General features: G+C 71.4%; 9 protein-coding genes and 1 tRNA gene. 4 read left to right on the top strand and 6 right to left on the bottom strand.

The features are described from left to right. Positions 1 to 86: 86 nt before the first annotated feature. Together H343_RS0123860 and H343_RS0123855 are read right to left on the bottom strand one after the other, a co-directional pair. A complete protein-coding gene (locus H343_RS0123860) occupies positions 87 to 812 on the bottom strand; it encodes a GAF and ANTAR domain-containing protein (RefSeq protein WP_037904937.1) in 726 nt (241 codons plus the stop codon). Positions 813 to 905: 93 nt separating this feature from the next. Further along, positions 906 to 1,616 (bottom strand): ANTAR domain-containing protein, encoded by a 711-nt coding sequence (locus tag H343_RS0123855; protein ID WP_028433180.1) that lies wholly within the window; start codon positions 1,614 to 1,616, stop codon positions 906 to 908. A 340-nt stretch (positions 1,617 to 1,956) separates the two neighbouring features. Here H343_RS0123855 and H343_RS32555 point away from each other — a divergent pair, with 340 nt between their 5' ends. Further along, positions 1,957 to 2,730, top strand: coding sequence for an endonuclease/exonuclease/phosphatase family protein (locus tag H343_RS32555; protein WP_106958932.1), 774 nt, complete (start codon positions 1,957 to 1,959; stop codon positions 2,728 to 2,730). Between the two features lie 202 nt (positions 2,731 to 2,932). Here H343_RS32555 and H343_RS0123845 read toward each other — a convergent pair whose 3' ends face one another. Further along, on the bottom strand, positions 2,933 to 5,176 hold the full coding sequence (locus H343_RS0123845; protein WP_028433179.1) for a phosphoinositide-specific phospholipase C-related protein: 2,244 nt from the start codon (positions 5,174 to 5,176) through the stop codon (positions 2,933 to 2,935). A 275-nt stretch (positions 5,177 to 5,451) separates the two neighbouring features. Between H343_RS0123845 and H343_RS0123840 the strand changes: the two genes are divergently transcribed. The 3 genes from H343_RS0123840 to H343_RS0123830 all read left to right on the top strand — a co-directional run bounded on the left by H343_RS0123840 (position 5,452) and on the right by H343_RS0123830 (position 7,120). After that, entirely contained in the window at positions 5,452 to 5,910 is a 459-nt protein-coding gene (locus H343_RS0123840) for an Rrf2 family transcriptional regulator (protein WP_028433178.1), read from the top strand. Positions 5,911 to 6,010: 100 nt separating this feature from the next. After that, positions 6,011 to 6,937 carry a sulfite exporter TauE/SafE family protein gene (locus tag H343_RS0123835; RefSeq protein WP_028433177.1) on the top strand — a complete coding sequence of 309 codons (927 nt, stop codon included), beginning with the start codon at positions 6,011 to 6,013 and terminating at the stop codon, positions 6,935 to 6,937. Between the two features lie 111 nt (positions 6,938 to 7,048). Further along, a tRNA-Cys gene (locus H343_RS0123830) sits at positions 7,049 to 7,120 on the top strand. Positions 7,121 to 7,231: 111 nt separating this feature from the next. Here the strand turns inward: H343_RS0123830 and dacB are convergent. From dacB to H343_RS0123815, 3 genes are all read right to left on the bottom strand, one after another. Then, complete coding sequence (dacB, locus tag H343_RS0123825; RefSeq protein WP_078506072.1) at positions 7,232 to 8,911, bottom strand: D-alanyl-D-alanine carboxypeptidase/D-alanyl-D-alanine endopeptidase; 1,680 nt, start codon at positions 8,909 to 8,911, stop codon at positions 7,232 to 7,234. 400 nt (positions 8,912 to 9,311) lie between these two features. After that, the gene (locus H343_RS0123820) at positions 9,312 to 10,229 is read right to left on the bottom strand and encodes a cobalamin-binding protein (protein ID WP_028433175.1); all 918 of its coding nucleotides are present in this window, start codon (positions 10,227 to 10,229) and stop codon (positions 9,312 to 9,314) included. 1,152 nt (positions 10,230 to 11,381) lie between these two features. Next, on the bottom strand, positions 11,382 to 11,711 hold the full coding sequence (locus tag H343_RS0123815) for a zf-HC2 domain-containing protein (protein ID WP_028433174.1): 330 nt from the start codon (positions 11,709 to 11,711) through the stop codon (positions 11,382 to 11,384). Positions 11,712 to 11,732: the final 21 nt, after the last annotated feature.

Raw genomic sequence — 11,732 nt, 5'->3', positions numbered from 1 at the left:
CCCGGACTCACGCCAGGAGGAGCACGTCGAAGGCCGGACAGGGGCCACACGCTCGTCTGTTGCTCACCCCGTGTCCGGCGGGCATCTCAGCGGGCTGCCTCGCCGGGCTCTGCCTGAACCTCTGCGGAGCCCTCCAGCACGGCCCTGGCGAAATCAGACAGGCGCTGATTGCGCGAGCGGGCCTCTCTGCGGAGTATCACGAAGGCCTCGTGCACTTCCAGGCCCAGCCGCTCGGACAGCGTCCCCTTGGCCTGCTCGATCAGGACACGGCTGTTCAATGCGGTCTGCAGCTGTTCGGTGAGGCTGTCCCGGTGCTGAATCGCGCGCTGCTGCAGCAGCCCGATGGTGGCCACATCGGCCAGGGCCTGGCCCACGCGCTGCGTCTCCTCATCCAGGCGGCCCGCTTCGGTATGGAAGAGGTTCAGCGCGCCGATGACTTCGGTGCGCAAGCGCATAGGCAACGCGTGTACGGAAGCGAAGCCCACCTCCGCGGCGGCAGCGGTGAAGTGCGGCCACTGCCCGGCGGAGCGCAAATCTGCCACAGACACGGGTTCACCGCTGCGGAAACAGTCGACGCAGGGGCCCTGATCGGTCTGCAGCTGGAACAGCTCCAGCAGGCGTGTCTGCTCCGTGGAGGCAGCGATCACCTGCAGCTTGTCACGCTCATCGGTCAGCATGAGCCCGGCAGCGGTGACGCCCAGCAACTCCACACACCTCCCCGTCAGGTTGTGAAGAAAATCGATCACGTCGAAGTCGTCGACGAACGTGTCAGCCATCTCTACAAACACATCGGTCAGCTGGACCTGTGCCATGTCACTCACCTGCGTCCTTCAGAATTTCCGCAGTCTGCACCAGCATGAGCCGCCGTGCTGCCCGGTGTTGAGGGAGGAAAGGAACGAACGAATTCATGCCTGGGACTCGCTTCCGTCGAATCGCAGGCGCCGGGCCACCACGTCCCGGGCGACCTCGCTCAACCGCCGGTCCTGCGAGAACGCGTACGCCCGCAGACGTACGAGTGCCACCGCCGCGGTCACTCCCAGCTGCACGGAGATCATTCCCGTGGCCTGGTGCACCTCGGGATGCCACGGGCCGGTCTGCTCGGACCAGCGGCCGTCCACCGAGGGCGGCGGGTTGCGCCCCGTGTCGAGCAGCAGCGCCAGGACAGTGTCCGCCAGCACCAGTGAGTCGGCCAATTGGTCACGGTGGAGCCGGCCGGGCTCAGCGCGGTACAGAGCCATGCCCCCGACGACTGCTCCGCCGACACGCAGCGGAAAGGCGAACACCGCGCGGACTCCCGCGGCCACCGCCGCCGGCGCATAGGCCGGCCAGCGCGCCTGATGCTCGGCAGTCGCAAGATCCGCCACCAGGCAGGGGCTGTCGAACAGGGATTCCGGCCCCTCACCCAGTGTCACTGTCAGTTCGGCCATGTCCGAAGCGAGCTGAGCACTGGCGTAAACGGTTTCGCGCGGGCTCGCGTCGAGGACCATCGTGACGGCCGCTGCTCCGACCCCGGCAGCGCTGATCGTCGCGGCGCAGACATGACCGACTGTGATCGTCTCACCACGTGCCTGCTCGACGATTTCGCTCCACAGCCGGATTCTGCGATCTTCCTTCACCGCACCGCTCCATCTCGACGATCGCGGCTCTCCCCACCACACATCCTGTGGAACACCTCGACCGCTCCTTCAACCCTACGTCGCGGACCGCGGCCGTCAGCCCGGGCGAGCGGCGCTTCGAATGTATCCGCTTTGTATGCCCGTCTCCTTGAATCGCTCGGTCATGCGACGGCCAGGGGCAACCCGCGGGGCGGCAGCTTCGCCGGCACCGGTCACCAGGGGCGCGGTGGCCGCCCGCACGGTCGCGGAACGCCCTGGCCGACCGCCCTGAGGACTTCGGTTTCCGGCCGATCGGCCCACCGCTGGGCCCGCAATGTTCCGACCTTGAGGAGTTTGTGAGATGAGACCGCGTACGAGGGTGTTGCTCGGCACCGTGGCGACCCTGATGGCCTCCGGGGTGACCTTCTCCACCATGTCCGCCAACGCCGCACCGGACCCGGCGGCCGGTGATTCGCCCGCCTCGGCGGCCGCCGTGAAGATGAAGATCGGCACCCACAACGTGTGGCGGGGCAAGGCGACGTTCAAGCCGATCGGCGACGTGATCGGCTGGCAGGAGATGAACACACCGGCCGACCGGAAGCGACTGCGGAACCAACTCCCCAAGTACGCCCACTTCTTCCCCCAGAAGGCCCCTGCGCGAGCAGTGCCGATCTCCTGGAAGAAGGAGAAGTTCGCGCTCGTCCGGGGCGGAGCCGTGCTCACCCACAAGGGCGAGGCGGGTGTGACGCCGAATCGCTACGTCAACTGGGCGCTCCTGGAGCACCGGGCGAAGAAGCAGCGGTTCATCGTGCTCAACACGCACTTCATCTCCGGCGCCTGGAGCAAGCACCCGGAGCGGCAGGGCCGCTGGCTGAAGCACGCGGACAAACTCCGCGAGGTCATCCGGGACCAGAACAGCAAGCACCCCGAGCTGCCGATCTTCGTGGTCGGCGACTTCAACCGCTCCCGTGCGGTGAAGCTGCCGAAGACCGTCGAGTACATCCGGGTCAAGGGGGCCAAGGGCGTACCCATCGACCAGGCCTACGCCACCCGTTCCGTGCAGAACTCCCTGGTCGAACGTCTGCAGCGCTTCGGCTCCGACCACTTCGCCTACCGTTTCACCGCCACCTTCTGACCACCTTCCCGGAACACCGCGTCAGAGAAGCGAACCCCGGAGCTGACCGCGGCAGTTCGCCGTGCGGCCCGGCATCAGCCGGGCCGCACGGCGAACCTGCCCGGTCCCGGCTGATGCCGGGTCGTCGAACGAGCGGCCGGAGTGGGCCCCGGCGCGGACCCCGGCGCGGACCCGCAGTCCCGTGTACGGCGGCGCCCCGCGCTCAGGGGGTGCGTGCGGCGTTGATGGCGGCCACGGCGCCATGGGCGTCGCCGAGGTTGGCGAAGTCGACGGCGACGAAGTTCACCGGCCGGCCACGCTCGGCCCCGCAGCGGCGGGTGCGCTCCAGTACGAAGTCCTTCGCGTTGACCTCCCCGGCGTCGAGACGGCTGCCGCCCGCGTCGGTGATGAAGTGGTTGAGGAGGAAGAGGCGTTTGCCTTCACCGCCGCGGTTGGGTGCGCAGCTCATCGTCCCGGGGTCGGTGAAGTCGTACGGGGTCTCCATCCCGTACCGGTAGAAGCTGCGGTACCACGGGGCCGGTCCTCCCGACCCCTCCGAGAAGACCACCAGGCGCTTGTCCTCCTCGACCATCTCTCCGAGCGTGGGCCACGGAGTGCCCGGGTCGGGGTCCGGGGTGAACAGCAGGTCCCGCAGACCCGCCTCACGGAAGGCGGAGGCGGTCTGCTCGCCCGTGATGCCGTTCTGGACGATCAGAGTGACCACCTCCCCGGGGTGCTGGTCCATCCATGTGCGTATCTCACGCAGGGTTTCGACGAGCGGGAGCGCGCCGGCGCGGCAGACCGCGTGGCACAGCCACGGGCCGGGCCGGGCCGGTCCTGTCCTGTCGATGACTTCCGCGACCTTCTCCCGCATGCCCGGTGCGAAGTCGGAGACCTTCAGCCGTTCGGCGACCTGATCGGAGGGTTCCCAGGTGTGGGTGTCGACGAGCAGCGCGCGTGCGCCGTTGTCGAGCTGGGTGTTGATGTCGCCGTCCTGAAGCGGGCTGATGAACCGGTCGGCTGTCGAGGACATCGCGTTGTGCGTCGTCAGGTAGGCGGCCTGGTCGTAGCGGAGGTCGCACTGCTCGGCCGAGCCGTTGCAGTAGGTCCTCTCCGATTCGCCTGCCGCGGCGGGGGCGAGCACGACGCCCAGCACGACCGACGTCGCCACGGCGGCCGCGCAGCCGCCCACCAGGCGTGTGCGCGTAGATCCGGGCATCGCGACCAGACGGGTGCGCACGGCGCGGTGCCGTTCCCGCACGAAGGTCGCGGCCACCAGCAGCGCACCGGCCGCCAACGGCGCGGCGGCCGCGGACATGCCCGCGGTGGTGAGTGTGGTGAGTGCGTTGCGCTGCAGGTCCTCCACCAGGCCGGCCAGCGACGACGGCCATGTCGCGGGAGCCTGCCGGAGGAGATCACCGGCGCTCCAGCGCACCGCCCCGAACGCGACGGCCGGCAACGCGCCGCCCACGGCGAGGAGCAGACCGACGGTACGCAGCCGGCGTGTCGGCCGCGCCGGCGGTCCGGACGCCCAGAGGAAGACGAGGGCGAGGACTCCGACGGCGACGGCGAGCGTCTGCACCAGGCCCGTGAGGCGGGTGGCGTCACGTGCCGACTCCAGCGCCCCGGTCTCCAACCCGGCGCCGGCCAGGTCGTCTGCGATGTTCCACCGGCCGCCGTCGGCCATGCGCAGCAGGTCCTGCCGGCTCTCGTTCCGGCCGCTGACGGCCTTGCTGCCGGGCAGATACGGCCCGACGGCCGCCAGGGCGGTGCCCGTGTCACCGACCGCGAGCGCCCCCTCGACCTGCGGTCGCAGTGATCCCCGCTGCTCCTCGGGTACGCCGGAGAGCAGCACGGAGCTGACTTTCTCCACGGCCCGGTCGCTGAGTTCCACCTCGGGCAGGCCGACCGGTTCACGACCCGCCGCGACCCTCTCGAGGGCCTTGTTCACGCGGGTGAGCGCCGCCGACACGTCCGCCTCCGGCGAGCCCCGGTCCGTGGAGACCAGATCGCCCAGGTAGACGTGCGCAAGCTCACCGACGTTGGCCAGCACGGGCCGCAGGTTCACCGACACTCCCAGGGTGTCGGTGTCACCGCGGAAGTAGCCGACGAGGGCGGCGATCTGCTCGTCCGTCAGCTGGCGCACCGTGGTCGGGGGCAGCACGGTCTTCAGGTTGGCCGTCACCACGGCCTCCGGGACGGGCAGGCGGGAGAGCAGGCTCCTGGTCACGGGACGTGAGTCCGGGTCGACGAGTACCTCGTCGTAGAGCCGGTCGTACGCCCGCTCCTCGTCCAGCACCTTCTGGTAGTAACCGCGCTCCAGCACCGTGGCGCGCAGCGTCGCCGTGCCGACGAGGGCCGTCACGCACACGACGGCCACGAGGCACGCCAGCACACGCAGGGGCCCCACCCAGCGCGCGTGCCGCCACGCCGCGGGGCGAGCGCGGCGCGGAAACTTCAGGGACATGCTGCGCGCAGCGCCTGGCGCCGCCATCGTCCGCCCTCCAGCTCTTTTGAATCCGGGTCGGAGAGCCCCGCGGTGAAGGGGGCCCGGCCGGGCCCCCTTCCCGGACCCGGCCGGGCCCATGCGGCGCCTTTCCCGCTCATCCTCGGTATGGGCGCGGGCAGTCGTGGCACACGGGTGCGGTGCGCATCGCCGTGCGCACCCGCGGCAGAAGCGGGAGGCCGGGGCCGGTGGGGGTGCTGAGCCCGAACGTCCCGTGCGTGCCGGACAATGTCCCCATGCGGATCTCGGCAAGAGCGGACTACGCGGTGCGAGCGGCGCTCGAACTCGCAGCGGCACAGGACGAGGCGCCGGTCAAGACCGAGGCGATCGCCACGGCGCAGGACGTCCCGCAGAAGTTTCTGGAGGGCATCCTCAACGACATGCGGCGGGGCGGGCTCGTGGTCAGCCAGCGCGGTGGCCGGGGCGGCTACCGGCTCGCGGTGCGTGCCGACTCGATCACGGTTGCCGACGTGATCCGTGTGGTGGACGGTCCGCTGGTCTCCGTGCGTGGCGAGCGTCCTCCCGCACTCTCCTACTCCGGTCCCGCGGAGGCTCTGCTGCCCCTGTGGATCGCTCTGCGCGCGAACGTACGCGCCGTCCTGGGCGAGGTCACACTGGCAGATGTGGCAGCGGCGGACCTTCCCCAGCACGTCCACGACCTCGCGCAACTCCCCGACGCATGGACGAATCCCTGACCGCGTCCAACTGACGAGACGCCCTTGACCTGTGATGGCCACCTCCGCGATTCTTTCCCTACTAATACGGTAGGGATGATAGGGAAAAGGTCGGGGACGCATGCGCACACTCATCCTGCTGGCGCTCGCCGGCCTGGGAGCCCAATTGGTCGACGGCAGCCTGGGGATGGCCTACGGGGTGACGTCCACGACGCTGCTGCTGGCCATCGGCACCAATCCGGCCGCCGCCTCCGCCACCGTGCATCTCGCCGAGATCGGGACGACACTCGTCTCCGGCGCCTCGCACTGGCGCTTCGGCAACGTCGACTGGCGTGTCGTCATCAGGATCGGAGTGCCCGGAGCGGTGGGTGCCTTCGCGGGGGCGACCTTTCTCTCCAGCCTCTCCACAGCGGTGGCGGAGCCGGTGATGTCCCTCATCCTGCTCGGGCTCGGGCTCTATCTGCTCGGACGCTTCACCTTCGTGGGGCTCTCGACGCACAATCTCGGAAAGCCGCTGCGGAATCGCTTCCTCTCCCCGCTGGGGCTGTTCGCGGGATTCGTCGACGCCACCGGGGGAGGCGGCTGGGGCCCCGTCGGCACTCCCGCCATCCTCGCCAGCGGACGGATGGAGCCGCGCAAGGTGATCGGCTCCATCGACACGAGCGAGTTCCTCGTCACCGTCGCCGCCAGCATCGGATTCCTGGTCGGTATCGGTTCCGAAGGCGTGAAGCTGAGTTGGGCGGCCGCACTCCTCGTCGGCGGCGTCATAGCCGCGCCGATTGCCGCATGGCTCGTACGGCACGTTCCCCCGCGTGTTCTGGGCACAGCGGTCGGCGGGATCATCCTCGTCACCAACGCCCGGACCCTCCTGCACAGTGGCTGGTTCACCGCAGGTGGCACGGTGCGCGACGTCGTCTACGTTCTGCTCTTCGCGGCCTGGGCGTCGGCACTCGCGTACGCGTTCAAGGAACACCGGCGCACAGCCTCCCGGGAGCGGGACGAGGCGTCGGCCGAGGGCACTTCGCGGGAAGGAGCCCCGACGGCATGACTGCCGGGACGACGCGGAGAAGCGGGATGACAGCAACCCGGCGACACGGCACGGAGCTGTCTCCCGCATTCCCGCCGGTCCCGCTCGGCCACGAAGGCGTCACCCCTCCACGGTCGTGTGCCCGAGCGGTTCAGGGACTCGCCTGCAAAGCGAGTTGAGCGGGTTCGAATCCCGCCACGGCCTCCGACGAATCCGCCGCGGCTTGCGGGGACGAGGAGCGCCGCCGGCTGTGCCGTCCGGGAACGCGCGGCATGGCCGACGGCGCCCGTCACGTCGGGGCGAGCTGCGGCGGCCTCAGCAGCGGGCCGGTTTCGTCCAGGAGCACTCCAGGCCGGAGGGTGTGGCTTCGGACGGGCGGGCGCCGCCCTTGTCCGGGGAGTTGCGCGGCTCGTGGCCGGTTTCGGAGGTGCCGGAGGTGCCGGCAGTTCCGCCGTCGGCGCCGGACGAGGCGAGGGCCACCACGATCGCGTCCTCGATGTCCTTGACCGAGTCGGCGAGGTGGTTGTTGAGGACGATGCTGTAGGTGAGCCGGCGGCCGTCCTGGTCGGTGACGTACCCCGACAGGGCGGACGCCCCCGTCAGCGAGCCCGTCTTGGCGTGTGCGTTGCCCTCGGCCGGGGTGCCGCACATGCGCGAGCGCAGCGTGCCGCCCGTCATGCGGTCGGCCTCGCAGGCCACGGGCAGCGCGTCGTGCCACTGCTCGAACCACGGCTTGTCCTGTACGGCGTGCAGGAGTTCGTTGAGCTCGCCGGCGGGGGCGTTGTTCATCCGGGAGAGTCCGGAGCCGTCGACGTGGCGCAGTTCGGCCGTGTCCACTCCCTCCTTCTTCAGGAAGCCGTCGACGGCTTCCAGCCCCGCGCTCCACGTGCCCTCGCCGTCGGCCTCGTGGCCCATGGTCTTGGTGAGGACCTCGGCGTGGTTGTTGTTGGACAGCTTCATGAAGGGGATCTGCAGCCGGGAGAGGGGCATCGAGCTGTGGCGGGCGACCCGTCGGGCGCCCTCGGGTGTGGCCCGGCCCGGTTGTGTCTTCCCCGCGACCCGCACACCGTGCTTCTTCAGCGCGTCGGCGAAGACCGAGGCCGCGTAGCCGGTGGGCTCCCACACGCTGGTCCACGACGCGTGGGGGTCGGCGCCGACCGGGATGCCGCCGCTGACGGTGATGGTGTTGCCGCCGTGTTCGCGGTCGACGGAGAGAGTGCCGGAGGCGTCCTCGTCGACCGTCTCGGCGGTGACGTCGATGTCGACATAGCGGTTCTCCGGGGTGACCTCGACCTTCGGTCTGTCTCCTGCGCCGTCGCCGGGGGTGACCTCGATGTGGACGCTGCCCGTGTCGTAGTCGGTGTCGGGCGCCAGGCTCAGGGCGGAGATCTGCGAGGAGTAGTAGGCGGATTCGTCGTCGGCGGCCCAGGACGGGCCGAGCCTCTCCGAGTCGAAGCGGGTGTCGTCGGCGACCAGCTTCCCGGTGACCTTCCTGATCCCGGAGGCCGCCACGTCGGCGGCGAGGGCGTCGTAGTCCTTCGCCAGCAGGGTCGGGTCGCCCGTGCCGCGCAGATACAGGTCGCCGTCGAGCCGGCCGCCGCCCTTCCGGTCTCCGTCGGCCAGTACGTCGGTCTTGTAGCGGTATCCGGGGCCGAGGACGTCCATGGCGGCGGTGGACGTCAGCAGCTTCGTGTTGGAGGCGGGCATCAGCCTCGTGCCGGAGTGGTGGTCGTAGAGCACACGGCCGTCGGCGGCGTCGCCGACGACGACGCTCGAACTCGCCCCGGCCAGCCGCTCGTCGGCGAGGATGCGGTCGAGGGACTTCTTCAGCGCAGCGTCCGGGCCGGTGGGGCCCGCTCCGGCCGCGCCGCCCGTGCCCAGCACGAGGGCGAGACCGACGGCCGCGGCGACGGTTCTCGTACGGAGCCGGGAGCGGGCGGTGACTCCCGGTGAAGGGCTGGGGCCAGGGGTGCCCGGGGATGGTGTGTGAGTCATGGCGTGAGCCTGCCACCGGGGGAGCCGCTTCAACGCGGGATCGGACGTCTTCGCCCGCCCGTCATCGGCGAATGGGCCAACGGGGCGGCCCCGGGACGTCGTTGCCGTTCGGAGCGTCCGCCGGGGCGACCGCCCTCGGCAGGCCGGTCCGCCCCGCGTGACCTCGTCCGGAGTGCGGCCGCTGACGGCAGACGTGGTTCGCCGCCGGTGCCGGGAGCCGCGCGAGCGGCCGGAGGGCCGAGTCCGGCCGGTCAGACGGGGACGGGTGCCGGTGGGGCTCCCCGCCGCAGGTCCGCCGCGAGCGCCGCTTCGGCGGCGCGGCCCCGGTGGTTCCGCACGCGCGTCCTCGGGCGTCGCGCGCGGAACCACCGTCCGTCGCCGGGCCGGCCGGCGGGCACCCTCACACCGCCGTGACGCGGGCCTCCGCCGGGACGACGGGGTCCCCCGCTTCGACTCCGTGCAGGATGTGGGCGAGCACCTCGACGCCACGGACCACGCGGGGACCGGGGCGGTTGAAGTACGCCGGTCCGTCCACCACCCACACCTGTCCTTCCCGTACTGCGGGAAGCTCGGACCACCCCGGCAGACGCGTGAGCAACTCCTGCTCGCTCTCCGTGCGTTCGGGAGTCAGGCCGCACGGCATGAGCAGCAGGACCTCCGGCTGCTCGGCACGGACGGCCTCCCATCCGAGCGGCACGGTGTGTTCGCCCGGCTCGGCGAGCAGCGCCTCGCCGCCGGCCAGCCGGATCTGGTCCGGAACCCAGTGTCCCGCCGGCCACAGCGGGTCCAGCCACTCGATCGCGGCGACCCGGGGCCGGGCCAGTCCGGCGACGGACTTCTTCACCCGCTCCAGCCGCTCACGAAGCGCCGCGACCAGCCTGGAACCCTCCACGGGCACACCCAGCTCGCCGCTGACGCGCTCCACACAGTCCAGTACGTCCGTCAGCGTGCGCGGTTCCAGGCTCAGCACCGTCGGTCCGCTCTCCAGTGAGCGGACCGCCCCGACGACGCTGCTGTAGGAGACCGCGCACACCTCGCACAGTTCCTGCGTCAGCACGGCGTCCGGGGCGAGTTCGGCGAGCTTCGCCGTGTCGAGGGCGTAGAGCGAGGAGCCGCCGTGCCCCGCACCGCCGACAGCCTCGGAGATCTCCCGGCTGCCGAGCCGGTCGGAGTCGAACCCGGCGGACGTGACGACCGGAATGCTCTCCAGCGCTCCGGGCGGCCAGTCGCACTCGTGAGTCCGGCCCACGAGGGCGTCGGTCAGGCCGAGTTGGGCCACGATGTCCGTTGCGGCGGGGAGCAGGGAGACGATTCGCATGGAGGGACGGTACTGGTCAAGGCGTCAACGACCCCAGGTGGTCCCGCCGTTGTCGCCGCCGGCGGGCCGTACCCGGCGACGCCGTCGGTGAAGTGTCCTCGGTGGGCGCCCCGCCGCCCGGGCGGGACTGTCCGGATGTGAGTGCTTTCCGCCTCCCGGGCCGGTGCGGCGGCCCGGGGTGGGACGATGAGCGGGTCATGCGTGCGGGATGCGTTCTCCGACGGCTGCGGGCCGCAGTGTTCGCGGCGGTCTGCGTGTTGCTCGCCTCGCTGGGGCACACACTGATGTCGGGTACACCGGTGCCCGGTTGGGCGCTGCTGCTCGCATGGTTCGCCGTGGCGTCTCTCGTGTGGTCGCTCGCCGGACGGGAACGCGGCGCGCTGCCGGTGGGCGTACTGACCGTCGGCGTACAGGCGTTGCTGCACGCGGCGTTCTCGCTGGGCCAGGCCGTGACGCCGTCCGGCCCGGCGCGGCACGCCTCGATCACGGACCGGTGGGCGGCGTCCGCGCTGGGATTCCCCGCAGCGCACCCGTCCCCGCCGCAGGGCTCCTCGCCGCATGCGCTGTCGCACACCGGCCCCCCGCACCACGCGGGCGCGGGCGGTGCGGCCGAGCTGTCCGGCCACGCGCACCACGCGGGAGCGGCGCCGGGCGCCGACGCGACGGGGAGCATGGAGGGGATGGCGCACGCGGGGATGCCGGGCGGCACCTCGGGCATGATCGCCGGTCACGTACTCGTGGCGCTGCTGAGCGCGTGGTGGCTGTGGGGCGGGGAGCGTGCCGTCTTCCGTGCCGTACGGGCGGCGTCGGTACGGCTGTTCGCGCCGCTGGCGCTCGCCCTCGGCGTGGTGCTGCCGTCACCCGCGCCCGTGGTGCGCGCAGGGCCGGGGGAGCGCCGCCGTACCTGGCGGAGACTGTTCCTGAGTCACGTCATCTGGTTGCGGGGGCCGCCGTACGGCCTTGCTGTCCGACGACAGCGCGGCCGTACGCCCCCTGTTCGGGGGGACCAGCTCACCGGCTCCGCCGCAGGCGGCAGCCGGGCAACGCCAAGGACCTCGTATGACGATGACTCCTGCGCGCAGGCGGGCATTCGCACGCCCTGCCGCACCACCGGTCCCGGACTCAGCGACCGGCCCCCGCTCCCGCCCCCGTTCAGCCGGCTTGCCGGCCGGAACCGCCGTGGCCCGGCCCGGGAGCGGGCCTCCCGCCGCACCCGCGCAGCCGCGAGAGCAACTGCTCGGCCGGGTCAGGAGCCCGGGCCCGGTCCACATCCACGGCCGGGCCGGCCTCCGCGTCCCCGCATGCGGAAGCGGACGCCTCCGCGGCTGCGAGGCGTCCCAACTGCCCCGCCTCCGCCTCCCATCGGCGACAGGCCGGGCAGCCCAGAAGATGCTCGTCCAGTCTCCGCGCCGTGACGCCCGGAGGCAGCGCCTCCTCGTCGAGGCGGGCGGAGAGCGCGGTGCGGGCTCGCGAGCAGAGCATGCTCCCATTCTTCCCGATCCG

Source organism: Streptomyces sp. TAA204, from assembly GCF_000424965.1.
This window is presented reverse-complemented; position numbering and strand designations above follow the sequence as displayed.